Source organism: Stenotrophomonas sp. GL_111, from assembly GCF_057835245.1.
The window spans coordinates 3,963,702-3,981,873 of the sequence record NZ_CM174421.1 but is presented as its reverse complement, the minus strand read 5'-3'; the positions used below and the strand labels follow the sequence as shown (position 1 = coordinate 3,981,873).

The following is an 18,172-nucleotide window of genomic DNA, read 5'->3' as shown; positions in this document are numbered from 1 at the left end:
CCCGACCGTTGGTCGGGTGACATTCAAGGCGTGCCGACCAACGGTCGGCACCCACCAAGGCCCGGATGGCACCCAGCAAGGCCCGGATGGTACCCGCCGTCGGTAGCCTCATCTGCACGCTGCCACGCTCCTCCTGCATAATCAGGGGATGAGCGTCCTGCGTTTTGACAATGTCAGCAAACAATATGCCGGCGGCCACCAGGCACTGGTGGACGTCAGCTTCGATGTCGCGCCCGGGGAAATGCTGTTCGTCACCGGTCATTCCGGTGCCGGCAAGAGCACCCTGCTCAAACTGATCCACCTCGACGAGCGGCCCAGCCGCGGCGCGGTGATCTTCGATGAGCGCAACCTGCTCAAGGTGCGCGGTGGCAGCATCCCGCGGCACCGCCGCCAGGTGGGCGCGGTCTACCAGGACCATCGCCTGCTGATGGACCGCAGCATCGCCGAGAACGTGGCCCTGCCGCTGATCCTGCGTGGCACGCGCCGCGCCGAGATCGGCAAGCGGGTCCGTTCGGTGCTCGAACGCATGGGCCTGGGCCACCGCGAAAAGGCGCTGCCGTCGCAGCTGTCGGCCGGTGAGCAGCAGCGCGTCGGCATCGCCCGCGCCATCGTCAGCGAACCCAAGCTGCTGGTCGCCGACGAACCCACCGGCAATCTCGATCCCACCTTGGCCGCGGAAATCATGGCGCTGTTCGCCGAACTGCCCGAGCGTGGCACCAGCGTGCTGGTGGTCAGCCACGACCTGGCGCTGCTGCGGCACATGCGCAAGCGCGTGCTGATCCTGGATCACGGCAAGCTGATCGACGACATCTCGCCGCAGGACCTGGCCGAATGAGCACTGCCACTGCCAAGCCGGCCCCCAACAAGGAAGCCGCCGCCCCTTCGCGTCTGGGCGTGTGGCTGCACCACCATGGCCACAGCGTGGTGTTCAGCCTCGGCCGCGCCTGGCGCAAGCCGTGGGCGACATTGCTGACCATCATGGTGATGGCGCTGGCCCTGGCGTTGCCGCTGGGCCTGTCGATCGCATTGGACAACCTGAAGCACTTCGCCGGCAGCGTGCAGCAGTCGCGCGACATCAACCTGTTCCTCAAGACCGATGTCGATGCGGCCAGTGCCAAGCAGGTCGCCGAGAGCCTGCGCGGTCGCGCCGATGTTTCAGAGGTGGTGGCGCGCACGCCCGACGAGGGCCTGGCCGAGCTGCGCGAGAGCGCCGGCTTGGGCGAGGCGATCGATGCGCTGCACGACAACCCGCTGCCGACCCTGTTGATCGTCACCCCGGCCAATGGCGCCGATGACGCGCGCCTGGCGCAGTCGCTGGAAGGTCTGCCGCAGGCCGATCTGGTGCAGCACGACGCGCTGTGGCGCAAGCGCCTGGATGCGTGGCTGGGCTTCGGCACGCGGCTGGTGCAGGTGCTGTCGGTGCTGCTGGGGCTGGGCGCGGCGCTGGTGGTGGGCAACACGGTGCGGCTGGACATCCAGGCCCGTCGCGACGAAATCGGCGTGCTGCAGTTGCTGGGGGCCAGCGATGGCTTCATCCGCCGCCCGTTCCTGTACCTGGGCGCCTGGTATGGGCTGGGCGCCGGTGCGCTGGCGTTGGCGCTGATCGGCGTGGCCGGGCTGGCCCTGCGCCCGCCGCTGGCGGCGCTGTCGGAAAGTTATGCCAGCCCGTTCGTGCTGCACGGGCTGGACCTGTTGCATTCTTCGTTCGTACTGCTCGGCACCGTGGTGCTGGGCTGGCTGGGCGCATGGCTGGTGACAGGGCATTTCCTGCGCCAGACCCGACCGACCGAGACCTGAGGCCCGCATGCGTCCGCAAGCCCTGAAGCACCTGGCCGACGACGCACCGCGCGTGATGGTGGTCGACGGTTCCAAGCTGGTCCGCAAGTTGATTGCCGATGTGCTGCAACGCGAACTGCCGGCGGTGGACGTCGTCGGCTGCGCCAGCATCGAGGAAGCCCGCCAGGCGCTGGAAGCTGGCCCGGTGAACCTGGTGACCACCTCGCTCACGCTCAGCGACGGCGATGGCCTGGCGCTGGCGCGGATCATCCGCGAGACCGCCGGGCAGGCCTACGTGCCGGTGATCGTGGTATCCGGTGACGCGCAGCAGCATCTGGAACAGCGCCGCTTCACCGAGTACGTCACCGATTATTTCGACAAGGCGCTGGGCCACGAAGCCCTGGCGACCTTCATCCGCGGCTACGTGCAGCCGGAAACCATTCCCGGCGCCACCATCCTGTATGTCGAGGACAGTCGCGTGGTTGCCGAGGCGACCAAGCGCATGCTCGAGCGCCAGGGCCTGCGCGTGCTGCACGTGATGACCGCCGAGGATGCGTTCGCGCTGCTCACCGCCGAATCGTTGGGGCGTAGCAGCCACCGCATCGACCTGGTGCTGACCGACGTCACCCTGAAGGGCGAGCTCAGCGGCCGCGATGTGGTGCAGCGCGTGCGCGTGGACTTCGGCTACGGCAAGCGCCGCCTGCCGGTGCTGGTGATGACCGGCGATGGCAACCCGCACAACCAGTCCAGCCTGCTCCAGGCCGGTGCGAACGATCTGGTGCAGAAGCCGATCGAAGAACGCCTGCTGATCACCAAGGTGCTGTTCCAGCTGCGCCTGGCCCGCCTCAACGACAAACCCGTGGTGCGATGAACGACGAAACCCAACCGAGCATCCAGCTCGAACCGAGCTGGAAGGCGCGTATTGGCGATTGGCTGCTGCGCCCGGAGATGCGTGAACTGTCCGGCTTCCTGCGCCAGCGCAAAGCGGCAGGCGCGCATGTGTTCCCGCCGGGCCCGCAGATCTTTGCCGCCTTCGATGCCACCCCGTTCGAGCAGGTCAAGGTGGTGATCCTCGGCCAGGACCCGTACCACGGCTATGGCCAGGCGCATGGGTTGAGCTTCTCGGTGATGCCCGGCGTACCGGTGCCGCCGTCGCTGTTGAACATCTATAAAGAGATCGAAGCCGACCTCGGCATTCCGCGCCCGGACCATGGCTGCCTGCTGCCGTGGGCACGCCAGGGCGTGCTGCTGCTGAACGCGGTATTGACCGTGGAAGAGGCCAAGGCCGGCTCGCACCAGGGCCGCGGCTGGGAAGGCTTTACCGACCACGTGGTGGACACGCTCAACCGCGAGCGCGAAGGCCTGGTGTTCCTGTTGTGGGGCAGCTATGCCCAGCAGAAGGGCAAGGTCATCGATACCGGCCGCCACCGGGTGTTGAAGGCGCCGCATCCTTCGCCGCTGTCGGCGCACCGGGGGTTCATGGGGTGTCGGCATTTCTCGGCGACCAACGAGTATCTGGGCCGGCGCAACCTGGGGCGGATTGATTGGGCGCTGCCGTCGCGTGCGGGGTTGGATGTGGAGGGCTGAGCGAGGCGTAGGGTGGGTGGGGCAGCGGGGCGGTGGGGTCGGGGGCGGCGCGGTGGGGTGTTGGGTCGGGTCGGGTGTTGGCGGTGGCCGGTGGTGGGCTTCGGTGTTGTCTGGCCTGCCGAGCATGGCTCGGCACTACCGGAGAGGGTGGCTTCGGCGGTTGGCTTCGGTGGGTCCATGAACGTCGGTGTTAGGGCCTTGGTAGAGCCGGGCCATGCCCGGCTGAATGTCGGACAACATCTGTAACCTGAATAGGCCTTCCCAGCCCGATGTTCAGCCAAAAAGCACACGGTTTGGCCTGGTGTTTCAGGCTATCTAATTGATTTAATAGATGAATCAAGGCTATTTGCCGCCGCTCGCCACTGTCATCATTTCGCGGTAGCGTAGTGGGGTAATCAGCGCCAGCGTTGCATCAACAGAACGCTGGAACTTTTTTCCCCTTTAGCAGTCGAATAACCGGACTGCTAAGATGAGCCCTATGAGCCAGAACACCTCTACTGCCCTTGTGGCAAACAATCTCCCGATTCCCAGTGCGCTCGGTTCGCTGGACGCCTACATCGGTGCCGTGCACCAGATCCCGGTGCTGTCGGTCGATGACGAGCAGGACTTGGCCCGTCGCTTCCGCGACGACGTGGACCTGGACGCCGCGCGCGAACTGGTCCACTCGCATCTGCGCTTCGTGGTGCACGTGGCCCGTGGCTACAACGGCTACGGCCTTGCGCTGGGCGATCTGATCCAGGAAGGCAACATCGGCCTGATGAAGGCGGTGAAGCGTTTCGACCCGGACATGGGCGTACGCCTGGTGTCGTTCGCGGTGCATTGGATCCGTGCCGAAATGCACGAGTTCATCCTGAAGAACTGGCGCATCGTCAAAGTCGCCACCACCAAGGCGCAGCGCAAGCTGTTCTTCAACCTGCGCAAGTCCAAGACGCGCCTGGGTTGGATGAACGCGGCCGAAGTGCGTGCGGTGGCCAAGGACCTGAACGTGTCCGAGCGCGAAGTGCTCGAGATGGAGTCGCGCCTGTCCGGCCGCGATATCGGTTTCGATGCGCCCAGCGACGATGACAACGAGAATGCGCCGCCGTCGCCGGCTGCGTACCTGATGGCCGACGCCGAAGATCCGTCGATGGCCTACGAGCGCGAAGACAGCGAAGACAACCAGCTGCAGCTGCTGCGCGAAGGCCTGGCCGAGCTGGATGCGCGTTCGCGCGACATCATCCGCCGTCGCTGGCTGGACGCGGACAGCAAGGTCACGCTGCAGGAACTGGCCGATGAGTACGGCGTGTCGGCCGAACGCATCCGCCAGGTGGAAGCGAACGCGCTGAAGAAGATGAAGGCGCTGTTTACCGCGTGATCGTTCGCACTGCATGACATGCAAAAGCCCGGCGATTGCCGGGCTTTTTCTTTGGGCGACTCAAAGGCCCGACATGGCCGGGCCATTGCCATGCACGACGAAGGCGCCGGTCAGCTGCGCTCACGCGCAATCGCGCGCCAGCCGATGTCGTTGCGGTGGAACTCGTGGTCCCAGGTGATCGCGGCAACACCGGCGTACGCGTTGGCCTGCGCATCGCTCACGCTGTCGCCCAACGCGGCCACGCACAGCACCCGGCCGCCCGCGCTGAGCACCTGGCCCTGCGCATCCAGCGTGGTGCCGGCATGGAACACCTTGGCCGTCGTCGGCACCGCGTCCAGGCCGTGGATCACCTCGCCGGTGATCGGCGTTTCCGGGTACGGTGCGGCGGCCATCACCACGCCCAGCGACGGGCGCGGGTCCCACTGTGCCTGTACATCGTGCAGGCGCTCGTCGATGGCGGCTTCGACCAGTTCCACCAGGTCCGACTGCAGGCGCAGCATCACCGGCTGCGTTTCCGGGTCGCCGAAACGCACGTTGAACTCGATCACCTTCGGCGCGCCGCTGGCATCGATCATCAGGCCCGCATAGAGGAAACCGGTGAACGGAATGCCGTCGGCGATCATGCCCTGCACGGTCGGGTTGACCACTTCACGCATCACCCGGGCATGCACGTCATCGGTGACCACCGGTGCGGGCGAGTACGCGCCCATGCCGCCGGTGTTCGGGCCGGTGTCGCCATCGCCGACGCGCTTGTGGTCCTGCGAGGTGGCCATCGGCAGCGCGGTGCGGCCGTCCACCATCGAGATGAAGCTGGCTTCCTCGCCATCAAGGAATTCTTCGATCACCACGCGTGCGCCGGCGTCGCCGAAGGCATTGCCGGAGAGCATGTCGCGCACGGCGTCTTCGGCCTCGGCCAGGGTCATCGCCACGATCACGCCCTTGCCGGCGGCCAGGCCGTCAGCCTTGACCACGATCGGCGCGCCCTTTTCACGCAGGTAGGCCAGTGCCGGCTCCACCTCGGTGTGCACGGCGTAGAACGCGGTGGGAATGTTGTGGCGGGCCAGGAAGTCTTTGGCGTAGGCCTTGCTGCCCTCCAGCTGGGCGGCGGCGGCGGTGGGCCCGAAGATGCGATGGCCTGCGGCGCGGAAGCGGTCGACCACACCGGCTACCAGCGGCACTTCCGGGCCGACCACGGTCAGGCCGATGCCTTCGGCGGCGGCCAGGGCCAGCAGCCCGTCGAGGTCGGTGACCTTTACGGCCACGTTGCGGCACTTCGGTTCGGTCGCGCTGCCCGCATTGCCCGGTGCCACCAGCACTTCGCTGACCTTGGCCGATTGGGCCAGCTTCCAGGCCAGGGCATGTTCGCGGCCGCCAGCGCCGATGACCAGGATCTTCAATGCAGTTCTCGCGTAAGAGGGGGCAGGGCGGTGATTTTACGCGGTGCGGGCGGGGCCTGCATTGCCGTGGACGCGGCTCACTCCGGGCAGGACGTGCGCTGCAGCGCCTCGGGCACCGTATAGCTGCGCGTGGCCGGGTCGAAGGGCAGCACGTGGTACTCCTGGGCAGGCCCGGCACAGTCCTGGCCGCGTGCGCGGACGCTCAACGGCCAGTAGCCGTCCACCGCATCGGCGTGGCCCACGGTGATGCTGAAATCGATGTCGAATGCGGTGTCATCGCAGAACCTGGAGGCGTCCGTGCAGTCCTGCGCGGCGCGGTTGTCGATGTGTTCGTGCAGCAGGGCGACCTCGCGCAGGCGGCTGCTGTGCACGGCGATGTAAGTGCGCGACAGCAGCATGGTGCCGCGGCCCTGCCACGGGTGATGGATGCGGAAGGCATGGCGCTGTGGGCCGAGGGCCTCGATCTCGACCGTGCCGGGCACGCCTTCGCGCCCGTACTGGCCCTGCAGTCGCTGCGCGATCACCTGCAGTGGCGGATGGTCGGCCATCAACTGGTCGAACAGGCTGCCCTGTGCGGCGCCCGCCTCGTCGCTGCCCAACCGCAGTACGTACAGGTCGATGCGGCCGGGTTCCACGCTGGCGGCCACGTCGAGGCTCTGGCACACCGCCAGCAGGGTCTGGCGCTGCCCGTCGGTGTCCAGCGTGTCACGCGCGCACACGCTGCGCGTGACCGGGCGCTCGGCATCCACCTCGGTGTCCTGCCACCGGTCTTTCCAGGCACCGTCCAGGGTGGCGTTGTCGCCATAACGGGCGTGCAGGAAACCCAGCAGGCGCTGTTCGGGCGTGCCGCTGACGTAGACGGCCTGCTCCACTCGCACGCTGCTGTCGAGCGTCCGGCGTGGCTTGCCGGCGTCGGCGATGGGCGTGCTGTTGTCACAGCCGGCAACCAGGACCGGTAGCCCCGCCGCCAGGGCCAGCCAACCCAGGCCCCGGCCTGCACCGGCGTTGCGGCGCGGGCTCACCGCGACACCTTACTCACAGCCTTCGCGTTGCAGCGCCTCGGGGAAGCTGTAGGTCCAGGTCTTCGGGTCGAGGGTGAAACGGTGCGTGCGGTGCATCGGCTTGCCACCGCAGCTGCTGCCGGCTTCTTCCACCACCAGCGGCCATTGCCGTGCGGCCGGGTCGCTGTTGTCGAAGTCCAGGCTGAAATCCAGATTGAACAGCTTGTCGCGGCAGTCCGCGTCCGCGTCTGCATCGTCGCAGTCGTAGGCACTGGCATTGTCGATGTGACTGCGCAGGCCGCCGGCCTCGACCATGCCGTTCGGGCCGGGCAGAACCAGCGTCTGCGAGATCAGCGAATAGCCCTGGCCGAACCAGCCATGCTCGATGCGGAAGCCGTAGAAGTCGCTGCCGGCGCGGATGATGCTGACCGTGCCGGGCTGGCCCTGGCTGCCGAAGTTCTGTCCGGTGAGCTCGGCGGCGATGCTGAAACGATCACCGCTGGGGCGCAGGACGAAGAAGTCGATCGCACCTGGATCCGGATGGGCGCCGTCGAGCGGCGAACCGCACACGGCCAGCAGCTGTTGCCAGCTGTCGCCGGTCACCACCGGTTGCTCGGCACAGACCTGCCAATCGGTGGCGCGGGTATCGCCATCCTGGGTCCAGCTGCCGCGCCACTGGCCCGAGAGCACGGCCGCCTTGCCATAACGTTCGGTCAGGAACGCCTGCAGCCGCGCGGTGCGGCTGACGTGCACGGGGGCGGCGGTGGGCGTGGTCGACGGCGTGGCGGCGGACGGCGCCGCGGCCGGTTCATTGGCCGGGGTGCAGCCGACCAGCAGGACGGTGCCGGCCAGGGCCAGCACCGTGAGGGTGTTGTATCGAAATGCGGACATCCGTGTCGCTCCCGTGCTCAGTGGCGGAAGTGGCGCACGCCGGTGAACACCATCGCCAGACCGTGTTCGTCGGCGGCGGCGATCACTTCGGCGTCGCGCATCGAACCGCCCGGCTGGATCACCGCCTTGATACCGGCAGCGGCCGCGGCATCGATGCCGTCGCGGAACGGGAAGAACGCATCGGAGGCCATCACCGAGCCTTCCACCACCAGGTTCGCATCGGTGGCCTTGATGCCGGCGATACGGGCCGAGTACACGCGGCTCATCTGGCCGGCACCGACACCGATGGTGCGGTTGTCCTTGGCATAGACAATCGCGTTGGACTTCACGAACTTGGCCACGTTCCAGGCGAACAGCAGGTCGCTGAACTGCTTGTCGGTGGGGACCAGCTTGCTGACCACCTTGAGTTCTTCGCGGGTCATGCCGCGGTTGTCCGAGGACTGCACCAGCAGGCCCGAACCGATGCGCTTGGTGTCGTACTGGTTGCGGCCATCGCCATGCGGAATGCGCAGCACGCGCACGTTGGCTTTCTTCTGTGCGTACGCCAGCGCGGCCGGTTCGTAGTCCGGGGCGATCAGCACTTCGACGAACTGGCGGTCCAGGATCACCTGCGCGGTGGCGGCGTCCAGGGGCTTGTTGAAGGCGATGATGCCGCCGAAGGCGCTGGTCGGGTCGGTGGCGTAGGCCAGCTCGTAGGCATCGCCGTTGCCGGCACCCACGGCCACGCCGCACGGGTTGGCGTGCTTGACGATCACGCAGGCCGGGGCGTCGAACTGGCGCACGCATTCCCAGGCGGCGTCGGCATCGGCCAGGTTGTTGTAGCTCAGCTCCTTGCCCTGCAGCTGCTCGAAGGTGGCCAGGGTGCCCGGCACCGGCTGCAGGTCGCGGTAGAACGCGCCGGCCTGGTGCGGGTTTTCGCCGTAGCGCAGGTCCATCACTTTGACGAAGCTGGCATTCATCTGCGCGGGGAATTCACTCCGCGCCGGTACGGCCGCATCGGTGGCGGTGACCGCCGAGAGGTAGTTGCTGATCGCCGCGTCGTACTGGGCCACACGGTTGAAGGCGGCCACCGAGAAGGCGAAACGCTTGGCCGCGGACAGCTGACCATCGTTGGCGTCCAGCTCGGCGAGCAGTTCGGCGTACTGCGACGGATCGGTGGCCACGGCGACACGGGCGAAATTCTTGGCCGCCGAGCGCAGCATGGCGGGGCCGCCGATGTCGATGTTCTCCACGGCGTCTTCCAGCGCGCAGTCGGCCTTGGCCGTGACCGCCTCAAACGGGTACAGGTTCAGCACCAGCAGGTCGATCGCGCCGATGCCGTGTTCGGCCATCACCGCCTCGTCCAGGCCCGCACGGCCGAGCAGGCCACCGTGGACCAGCGGGTGCAGGGTCTTGACCCGGCCGTCCATCATTTCCGGGAAGCCGGTGACATCGGCCACGTCCTTGACCGCCAGGCCGGCCTCGCGGATCGCCTTGGCGGTGCCGCCGGTGGACAGCAGCTCCACGTTGCGGGCGGCCAGGGCACGGGCCAGGTCGATCAGACCGGTTTTGTCGGAAACAGACAGGAGGGCCCGGCGAACGGGCAACAGATCAGCAGTCATGGGGACAGGGCAATCGGCAGCGGAGCGGGGCCGATATTGTAGGCCGTGGGGGCCGGTGGCGGGCGCCGCCGGCCGATATCCACGCCGCCGGCCGCATCCGGCACAGCCGTGCGGGACGTGCCAGCGCCAGCCGGAAGCGCAGGGCGATAGGGTAGGCTGCGCGATCTGCCAGGGATTTGCAGGTCCAGATCGTGTCGACAGCAACAGGGAAGGGGGTGCTGCTTGCCGGCATTGCGGCGTGGGCCAGCCTGATGGGCGCCGCGCAGGCGCAGGAGGCCGCCAGCGTGGCCGATGTGCCGGTGGGGGTGGAGGACGTGGCGACGGCAGCGGCGTCGGCGCGGGACGCCTCGGACGCCGATGCACCCGCCGATGCTGACGGAGCGAGCAGCGAGGATCTGGAGCAGCTGGCCAACGCGGCCTACGAGGCGCAGGACTGGCCCGGGGCCAGGCGGCTGATCGACCAGGCCATCGTCCTGGACCCGCAGCAGGCCCGCCTGTATCGCCTGAAGGCCTACATCGCCGCGGCGACCGACGACAACGCCGGGGTACTGGCCGCCGCCGCGCAGGCGCTGCGGGCCGACCCGACCGACGCGGAAAGCCTGCAGCTGCAGGGCACCGCCAAGGCCAAGGCCGGCGACACCGCCGGCGCGCTCGCCGACTACGCGGCGGCACTCCAGGCCGGTGGCCACGCCAGCAGCCTGTTCCGCAATTACCTGTTCCTGCTCAACCAGCAGCACGACAACCCGCGCATGCTGGCGGTGTTCGCCGCCTACGAGCAGGCTTACCGCGATGACCCGGAAGGCACCGGGCAGCAGGCCGACATCCTCTTCCACGCCGCGCAGGCGTATCACCACCTGGGCCAGCCACGGCGCGCGCTGGAGCTGCTGGACCAGGCTATCGCGCAATCGCCGCAGGTGGCCGGCTACTACGGCAACCGCGCACTGGCCCAGCACGCGCTGGGCCGGTCCAGCCAGTCGCTGGCCGATGATGGCCAGGCCATGCGGCTGGCGCCGTCCGAACCGCTGTATCCCTACAACCGTGGTGTGACCCGGCTGGACATGGGCGATGCGGCCGGCGCGCTGCAGGACTTCAACGCGGCCCTGGCGCTGGGCAAGGACGATGCCGATACCTGGCTCAACATCGGCGTGGTCCAGGAGCGGCTGGGCCACACCCGCGAGGCGCTGGCCGCCTACGACCGGGCGCTGGCCAAGGAGCCGGGCAACCCGCGGGCGCTGACCAACCGGCTGTCGCTGCTGGGCAAGGGGGGCAAGGGCGATCGTGCGGCCGTGGCCGCGCAGGCCGTTGCGCTGCCGGCCGAAAACCAGGCGCAGCTGCTGTTCAACCAGGGCCAGGCGCAGAGCCGGACAGGACAGTGGCAGGCCGCGGCGGACCTGTTCGCGCAGGCGGTACGGCTGGATCCCGGCCTGGATACCGCCTGGCTCAACCTGGGCGTGGCGCAGGCCAGGCTGGGGCAGCACCAGCGCGCGCTGGACACGTTCAACGACTACATCCAGCGTGCCCCGCTCAAGACCATCGGCCTGCTCAACCGCGCCAATGTGCTGCATGAACTCGGCGATGATGGCGCGGCCGAGAAGGACCTGCTGCGGGCCGCACAGCTGGAGCCGGGCAACCTGGACATCCAGCAGCGCCTGGCCTACCACTACAGCCGCACCGGGCAGACCGACAAGGCGCGGCGCTACTACGCCCAACTGGTGACGCTGCCCGGCAATGTGTCGCCGGATGCTTTCATCAACTACGCCGCCATGCTGCTGCAGCTGGGCGATACCCGCGAGGCGGCGGTAGTGGCCGGCAACGGCGTGGCACGCTTCCCGGACAACTATGGCCTGCGCCTCAACCAGGGCAGTGCACTGGGTGACAGCGGCCAGCATGCCCTGGCGGTGGATGCCTACCGCGCGGCGATGCGGCTGCAGCCCAAGCGCCTGGATGCGCACTTCAACCTGGGCAACCTGTACCTGCAGCAGCTCAAGCAGCCGCGCAAGGCCGTGCAGGAATACCGCACCGCGCTGACACTGCCGTCGGCGCCGGACCTGGACGCCGACGGGCAGCGCGAGCAGCGCATGAGCATCCATCTCAACCTGGCCAGCGCGCTCACCGACAGTGGCGATGCTGCCGGCGCACGTGCCGCGCTGCAGGCCGCCATCGACGAAGCGCCCGAGGATTACCGCCCGTGGTTCAACCGTGCCGCGATGGCCTTGTCGGCCGGCGACCCGGCGTCGGTCACGCCCGATTTCGAGGCGGCGTGGGTACGCCTGGACGCCCTGCAACGCGCGCAGCCGGCGCAGGCGCAGCCTGACCCGGACCTGCTGGAACACGCCGGCTACGTCCTGTTCCACCTGGGCCGCACCGGCGAGGCTGCCCTGCGCATGCAACAGCTGCTGCAGGCGCAGCCGGACAACCTCGACGCGCAACGCAACTACGGATTCATGCTGCTGGACCTGGGCCGCCCGCAGGATGCAAAGCGCCTGTTCGAACAGGCCTTTACCCGCGAGCCGGACGACGTGGACGGTTGGCTGGGCCTGCTGGCCTGCGCCATGCTCGACAGCGACCCCGCGCACCTGACCCGCCTGAAGCAGCAGTTCGGCCAGCGCTTCGACGGCCGCTACCGGCTGGCCGATGATCTGCCTACCCAATTGATGCGCAACGAAGGCTATTGGTATTCACCGCGCTTCGTGCAGCTGTGGCGGCAACTGATGGCGGCACGATGAGCGGACGCGGCAACGAGGCAATTCCCTGCCGTGGCAGGCACCGATACTGTGGAACGGGTCAGGAGAACGTTGCGGTATGTCGATCTATGCATTGAAGGGGCGTTTCCAGGATCTGCTGCGCCCGGGCGTACGCGGTCTGTATCGAATGGGCATCACCGCCAACACGGTGACCGTAAGCGCCGCCGTGGTGTCGCTGGCGGTGGCCGCTGCGGTGTACGCATGGGGACCGGCGCAGCCGCTGTGGTATCTGGCGTTGCCGGTGTGGATGCTGCTGCGCATGGCGCTCAACGCCGTGGACGGGATGCTGGCGCGCGAGTTCGGCCAGCAGTCGCGGCTGGGGGCTTATCTCAATGAACTGTGCGACATCGTCGCCGATGCCGCGCTGTACCTGAGCCTGCTCAGCCTGCCGGGCGTTCCGGCCACGGCGCTGTGGGTACTGACGTGGATGGCGGCGGTTTGCGAGTACGCTGGCGTCCTGGGGGTGATGGTCGGGGCCAGCCGGCGCTATGACGGGCCAATGGGCAAGAGCGACCGCGCGTTCGTGGTGGGGCTGGTAGGTGTACTGCTGGCGCTGGGCTGGATCGACGGCGCGGCGGTGGGCTGGATCGCGTGGGGCGCGGCAGTGCTGTGTGCGCTGACCGCCTGCCGGCGCGTGCGACAAGGATTGGCGGAGGCTGGCTGACCTGGCCCGCCCCGTCGGATGCACAACGGAGTGATGCATGCGCGAACAGGAACATCTGCAGTTCCACAGCTTTGACGGCCAGCCGCTGTTCTACCGTCATTGGCCCACCGCCACCCCCGCAACGCCGCCGCGCGCGCTGGTGCTGCTGCACCGCGGCCATGAGCATTCCGGTCGCGTTGCGCACCTGGTCGATGAGCTGGACCTGCCCGACACCGCGGTATTTGCCTGGGATGCGCGTGGCAACGGCCAGTCACCGGGCGAGCGTGGCGATGCCCCGGGCTTTGAAGCGCTGGTGCGCGACCTGGACAGTTTCATCGCGCATATCGGCCAGCAGCATGGCATCGCCGTGCAGGACATCGTGATCATTGCCCAGAGCGTTGGCGCGGTGGTCGCTGCGAGCTGGGTGCACGATTACGCACCGCCGCTGCGCGCCCTGGTGCTGGCGTCGCCGGCGTTCAAGGTGAAGCTGTACGTGCCGCTGGCGGTACCGGGCTTGAAGCTGATGCAGAAGCTGCGCGGCAACTTCTTCGTCAACAGCTACGTCAAACCGCAATGGCTTACCCATGACCCGGAACGGGTGGAAAGCTACCGCACCGATCCGTTGATCACCCGGCCGATTTCGGTGCGTGTGCTGCTGGGCCTGTACGAGGCGGCTGAGCGCGTGGTCGGCGATGCGCAGGCGATCACCGTGCCGACCCAGCTGCTGGTGTCGGGCGCGGACTTCGTGGTGCACCGCGCGCCGCAGGACCGCTTCTACGAGCGGCTGTCCTCGCCGATCAAGGAACGCCACCTGCTGCCTGGATTCTTCCACGACACCCTGGGCGAGCGTGACCGCGCCCCGGCGATCGCGGCGATCCGTCGTTTCGTCAGCGAACGCTTCGCCGCGCCGCTGGTGCGCCCCAGCCTGCGCCAGGCGCACCGGCACGGGCCGACTTTCGATGAGGCCGAGATCCTGGCCTGGCCGCCACCGCGCAACAGCGCGCAGGACCTGTACTGGCGCTTCACCCGCGCCGGGCTGCGCTTCGGCGGAACGCTGTCCGAAGGCATCGCGCTGGGGCTGGAAACCGGCTTCGATTCCGGCAGTACGCTGGACTACATCTACCGCGACCAGGCGCGCGGTCGCGGCCCGTTGGGTCGCATGGTGGACCGCAACTACCTCGATGCGATCGGTTGGCGCGGCATCCGCGTGCGGCGTGCGCATGTGCGTGAACTGCTGCAGCTGGCCGCGCTGCACCTGCACGGCGAAGGCCGGCCGGTGCGGGTGCTGGATGTGGCCGCCGGGCATGGCCGCTACGCACTGGATGCACTGGCGCAGGGCGAGCAGCGCGCCGAGTCGATGCTGTTGCGCGATTTCAGCGAACGCAATGTCATCGACGGACGCAAGCTGATCGCCGAGTTCGGTGCCCAGGACATCGCCCGCTTCGAGCAGGGCGATGCGTTCGACCGCGAGGGCTTGGCCGCGCTGCCGGAGGCGCCGACGTTGTCGATCGTGTCGGGGCTGTACGAATTGTTCGCCGACAACGATGCCGTGTCGCGCTCGCTGGAGGGCATCGCCGCGGCAATGCGCGAAGGTGGCTATCTGGTCTATACCGGGCAGCCGTGGCACCCGCAGCTGGAGTTCATCGCGCGTGCGTTGACCAGTCATCGCGAGGGCGCGGCGTGGGTGATGCGGCGCCGCACCCAGCAGGAGATGGACGAGCTGGTGCGTCTGGCCGGATTCGAGAAGGTCGCCCAGCGGATCGACCGCTTCGGCATCTTCACCGTGTCGCTGGCGCGCCGGGTGGGCCATGACTGAGGTCGGGCGGCCATGGCGGCGGGCGCTGCTGTGGCTGGCGCTGCTGGGGCCGTTCTTCTTCCTCAGCTACGGCTTCGCCAATGCGATGGCCGGGCGGTTGCCGTTCGTGCCGTCGATCGTGTTCGGCTGGGAAGCGAAGATTCCGTTTCAGGCCTGGACCATCGTGCCGTACTGGTCGATCGACCTGTTCTACGTGGCCTCGTTCTTCGTCTGCAGTCGCCGTGCCGAGCTGGACATGCATGCGCGCCGGCTGCTGACCGCGCAGGTGCTGTCGGTGGCGTGCTTCCTGCTGTGGCCGCTGCGCTTCAGCCTGGAGCGCCCGGAGACCGGCGGCGTGTTCGGCTGGTTGTTCGACGTATTGCTGGGGTTCGACAAACCGTTCAACCAGGCCCCATCGCTGCACATCGTGCTGCTGGTGGTGCTGTGGGTGCGCTTCCAGCAGCACCTGCACGGCCTGTGGCGCATCGCGCTGCATGTGTGGTTCGCGCTGATCGGGCTTTCGGTGCTGACCACCTGGCAGCATCACTTCATCGACGTACCCACCGGCGTGGCGGTGGGCTGGTTGTGTGTGTGGCTGTGGCCGGCACACGACGCTTCACCGTTGCGCCAATGGCGCACCGCGCGCGAGGGCGCACGCTGGCGCTTGGCGGCGCTGTATGCGCTGGGCAGTGTGCTGTGCGCCTCGCTGGCGCTGACCTTCGGTGGTTGGGCGCTGTGGCTGGGCTGGCCGGCGCTGTCACTGCTGCTGGTCGCACTGGCCTATGCCGGGTTGGGTACGGCGGTGTTCCAGAAGCAGGAGACCGGCCGCTTGAGCGTGGCCGCCAGCTGGTTGCTGGCGCCCTACCTGCTGGCCGCGTGGGCGAACTCGCGCTGGTGGACGCGGCGCGCGCCGCAGCCCCAGCTGGTGATCGATGGGGTGTGGTTGGGACGCATGCCCGATGCCAGTGCCAAGGCGCTGCCACCGACCGTGGTGGACGTGTGCGCCGAACTGCCCTTCCTGGCGCAGGCACGCCACTACCGGCACGTGCCGATGCTGGACCTGGCCACGCCCAGCCCGGAAGCGCTGCAACGCGCGGCCGAAGCGATCGCCCACGGCAAACGCCGCGGTGAGGTGCTGGTGTGCTGCGCGCTGGGTTACTCGCGCAGTGCCGCGGCACTGGCGGTGTGGCTGTGCCGCAGTGGCCATGCCGACTCGGCCGACAAGGCGATCGCACTGCTGGCGCTGGATTGCCCGTGGATCGTGCTGCACGACCGCCATCGACAGGCGATCGCACAGGCCGTGCACGCCAATACGATTTCCGGCGCACCGCAGGTCAGCGCATGAGTGGCGTGCTGCCGCTGCGGGTGATGGCCGCGTTGCTGCAGCAGGCGCGCATTCCCGCGGCGGTGTCGTGGTTGCTGGCGGCGGTCGCGTTGCTGCTGCTGTGCCTGGGCGTTTCATCACTGGCGCTGGGTGCGGTGGCGGTGTCATTGCTGGCCGCGGCGGCGCAGGCGTATTTCGCCGCGCGCCTGGGCTTTGACCGCGCGTTGCTCGAAGCCCTGGCCAGCAGCTACAGCGACCCGGATGCCGCGCTGGTCCCGCTTGATGACGCGCTGCAGGCGCTGGGCCTGCGCGCACCCGCGGCGCAGACGCGTGCATGGCCGGTACGCTGGCAGGGCATGCGCCGGCTGCTACGCGGACAGCTGCTGTGCCTGATACTGCAGACGGTTGCGCTGCTGGTTGCCCTCTACGGGAGCTTGTCCGATGTTTGCTGAGCTGATCGCTCGCAGCTGCAGTGGTGCCATCCGCACCCTCACCGGTGCACGTGCCCTGTGGCAGGGCTGCGCGCCATCCAGCGACCATCGGGTCTACTACGGCAACCACGCCAGCCATGGCGACTTCGTGCTGATCTGGTCGGCGCTGCCCAATGCGCTACGCCGCCAGGTGCGGCCGGTGGCGGCAGCGGACTACTGGCAGCGTGATGGCCTGCGCCGGTATCTGATCCACGCGGTGTTCAACGGCGTGCTGATCGAGCGGGATCCGGCCAAGCGCGAACACGATCCCATCGCCTGCCTGTGCCAGGCCGTGGATGAGGGCAATTCGCTGATCCTGTTCCCGGAAGGTACCCGCAACCCGGAAGAAGGGGTGCTGCCGTTCAAGAGCGGCATCTACCATCTGGCCCGGCAACGCCCGGAACTGGAGTTCGTGCCGGTGTGGATCGACAACCTCAAGCGGGTGATGCCCAAGGGGCGCTGGTTGCCGTTGCCGCTGCTGTGCACCACCACCTTCGGTGAGCCGCTGCGGTTGAAGGCCGACGAGGACAAGGACCGCTTCCTGGAACGGGCGCGGATGGCGCTGCTGGCGCTGGACCCGCAGCCGCGCCGGAGCCACACCGCATGACGCTGTTCTCGATGTTGTCCACGGATCTCGACCAGCTGTCCACGCACGCGCAGACACGCCTGCTGTTCGCCGGCATCGTAGCGGTGCTGCTGGTGGCCACGGTGATCGCCGAGACGCTGCGCTGGCGCGCGCGACATGCGCCCAGCAGCGTGCTGGCCAACCTGGTGTCGCGGATCCGCGCGTGGTGGGTGATGGCGGCGGTGGTGGCGCTGGCGTTCTTCTTCGGCCGCACCGGGGTGGTGGTGCTGTTCGCGCTGGTGTCGCTGTTCGCACTGCGCGAGTTCATCACGCTGACCCCCACCCGCGCCGGTGACTACTACGCGCTGCTGGTGGCGTTCTACGTGGTGCTGCCCTGGCAGTACTGGCTGGTGTGGACCGACTGGTACGGCATGTACACGCTGTTGATCCCGGTCTATGCGTTCCTGTTCCTGCCGATCCTGGCCACCATCGGCGGCGACACCACCGATTACCTGGAGCGTACGTCCAAGGTGCAGTGGGGGCTGATGATCTGCGTGTTCTGCATCTCGCACGTGCCGGCATTGCTGAACCTGAAGCTGGCCGGGGTGGATCCGGCGCGCAACCTGCTGCTGTTCGCCTTCCTGGTGATCGTGGTGCAGTCCTCGGACGTGCTGCAGTACATCTGGGGCAAATTGATCGGCAAGCGCCTGATCGCGCCGAAGCTGTCGCCGTCCAAGACCGTGGAAGGCTTCATTGGCGGGGTGCTGTCGGCCAGTGCGCTGGGTGCGGCCCTGTGCTGGCTGACGCCGTTCACGCCGTGGCAGGCGTTCGGGATGTCGCTGGCGGTGAACCTGATGGGATTCTGGGGTGGCCTGGTGATGTCGGCGATCAAGCGTGATCGCGGCATCAAGGATTGGGGCCACATGATCGAGGGCCATGGCGGCATGCTCGATCGCTTGGATTCGGTGTGTTTCGCCGCGCCGGTGTTCTTCCACCTGGTGCGTTATTTCTGGAGCGGTTGATC

General features: G+C 67.9%; 16 protein-coding genes. 12 read left to right on the top strand and 4 right to left on the bottom strand.

All coding sequences use genetic code 11. The features are described 5' to 3' along the window. Positions 1–148: 148 nt before the first annotated feature. From ftsE to rpoH, 5 genes are all read left to right on the top strand, one after another. The gene (gene ftsE / locus AC3IPM_RS17680) at positions 149–835 is read left to right on the top strand and encodes a cell division ATP-binding protein FtsE (protein ID WP_489301552.1); all 687 of its coding nucleotides are present in this window, start codon (positions 149–151) and stop codon (positions 833–835) included. Next, complete coding sequence (gene ftsX, locus AC3IPM_RS17675) at positions 832–1,797, top strand: permease-like cell division protein FtsX (RefSeq protein WP_489301551.1); 966 nt, start codon at positions 832–834, stop codon at positions 1,795–1,797. The genes ftsE and ftsX overlap by 4 nt, the downstream gene beginning before the upstream one ends. 7 nt (positions 1,798–1,804) lie before the next feature. Beyond that, complete coding sequence (locus tag AC3IPM_RS17670; protein ID WP_489301550.1) at positions 1,805–2,647, top strand: response regulator; 843 nt, start codon at positions 1,805–1,807, stop codon at positions 2,645–2,647. Further along, complete coding sequence (gene ung, locus AC3IPM_RS17665) at positions 2,644–3,363, top strand: uracil-DNA glycosylase (protein WP_489301549.1); 720 nt, start codon at positions 2,644–2,646, stop codon at positions 3,361–3,363. Before AC3IPM_RS17670 ends, ung begins: the two co-directional genes overlap by 4 nt. Positions 3,364–3,841: 478 nt before the next feature. Further along, the gene (gene rpoH, locus AC3IPM_RS17660; RefSeq protein ID WP_489304198.1) at positions 3,842–4,717 is read left to right on the top strand and encodes an RNA polymerase sigma factor RpoH; all 876 of its coding nucleotides are present in this window, start codon (positions 3,842–3,844) and stop codon (positions 4,715–4,717) included. Positions 4,718–4,827: 110 nt separating this feature from the next. On the opposite strand, the gene purD is transcribed toward rpoH, so the two are convergent. From purD to purH, 4 genes are all read right to left on the bottom strand, one after another. After that, positions 4,828–6,114 (bottom strand): phosphoribosylamine--glycine ligase, encoded by a 1,287-nt coding sequence (purD, locus tag AC3IPM_RS17655; protein ID WP_489301548.1) that lies wholly within the window; start codon positions 6,112–6,114, stop codon positions 4,828–4,830. A gap of 77 nt (positions 6,115–6,191) precedes the next feature. Next, positions 6,192–7,136, bottom strand: coding sequence for a hypothetical protein (locus AC3IPM_RS17650; protein ID WP_489301547.1), 945 nt, complete (start codon positions 7,134–7,136; stop codon positions 6,192–6,194). A 9-nt stretch (positions 7,137–7,145) separates the two neighbouring features. After that, the gene (locus AC3IPM_RS17645; RefSeq protein ID WP_489301546.1) at positions 7,146–8,006 is read right to left on the bottom strand and encodes a hypothetical protein; all 861 of its coding nucleotides are present in this window, start codon (positions 8,004–8,006) and stop codon (positions 7,146–7,148) included. A 17-nt stretch (positions 8,007–8,023) separates the two neighbouring features. Continuing rightward, positions 8,024–9,607 (bottom strand): bifunctional phosphoribosylaminoimidazolecarboxamide formyltransferase/IMP cyclohydrolase, encoded by a 1,584-nt coding sequence (gene purH, locus AC3IPM_RS17640; RefSeq protein ID WP_489301545.1) that lies wholly within the window; start codon positions 9,605–9,607, stop codon positions 8,024–8,026. A gap of 191 nt (positions 9,608–9,798) precedes the next feature. Here purH and AC3IPM_RS17635 point away from each other — a divergent pair, with 191 nt between their 5' ends. From AC3IPM_RS17635 to AC3IPM_RS17605, 7 genes are all read left to right on the top strand, one after another. Further along, entirely contained in the window at positions 9,799–12,333 is a 2,535-nt protein-coding gene (locus AC3IPM_RS17635; protein WP_489301544.1) for a tetratricopeptide repeat protein, read from the top strand. Positions 12,334–12,409: 76 nt separating this feature from the next. Beyond that, positions 12,410–13,015, top strand: coding sequence for a CDP-alcohol phosphatidyltransferase family protein (locus AC3IPM_RS17630; RefSeq protein ID WP_489301543.1), 606 nt, complete (start codon positions 12,410–12,412; stop codon positions 13,013–13,015). A gap of 37 nt (positions 13,016–13,052) precedes the next feature. Next, positions 13,053–14,810: a bifunctional alpha/beta hydrolase/class I SAM-dependent methyltransferase gene (locus AC3IPM_RS17625; RefSeq protein WP_489301542.1), complete on the top strand. Its 1,758-nt coding sequence runs from the start codon at positions 13,053–13,055 to the stop codon at positions 14,808–14,810. Beyond that, positions 14,803–16,134, top strand: coding sequence for a phosphatase PAP2/dual specificity phosphatase family protein (locus tag AC3IPM_RS17620; RefSeq protein ID WP_489301541.1), 1,332 nt, complete (start codon positions 14,803–14,805; stop codon positions 16,132–16,134). Before AC3IPM_RS17625 ends, AC3IPM_RS17620 begins: the two co-directional genes overlap by 8 nt. Continuing rightward, complete coding sequence (locus tag AC3IPM_RS17615; RefSeq protein ID WP_489301540.1) at positions 16,131–16,565, top strand: hypothetical protein; 435 nt, start codon at positions 16,131–16,133, stop codon at positions 16,563–16,565. The genes AC3IPM_RS17620 and AC3IPM_RS17615 overlap by 4 nt, the downstream gene beginning before the upstream one ends. Then, positions 16,555–17,190, top strand: coding sequence for a lysophospholipid acyltransferase family protein (locus AC3IPM_RS17610; RefSeq protein ID WP_489301539.1), 636 nt, complete (start codon positions 16,555–16,557; stop codon positions 17,188–17,190). The genes AC3IPM_RS17615 and AC3IPM_RS17610 overlap by 11 nt, the downstream gene beginning before the upstream one ends. Further along, the gene (locus tag AC3IPM_RS17605) at positions 17,187–18,170 is read left to right on the top strand and encodes a phosphatidate cytidylyltransferase (protein WP_489301538.1); all 984 of its coding nucleotides are present in this window, start codon (positions 17,187–17,189) and stop codon (positions 18,168–18,170) included. The genes AC3IPM_RS17610 and AC3IPM_RS17605 overlap by 4 nt, the downstream gene beginning before the upstream one ends. Positions 18,171–18,172: the final 2 nt, after the last annotated feature.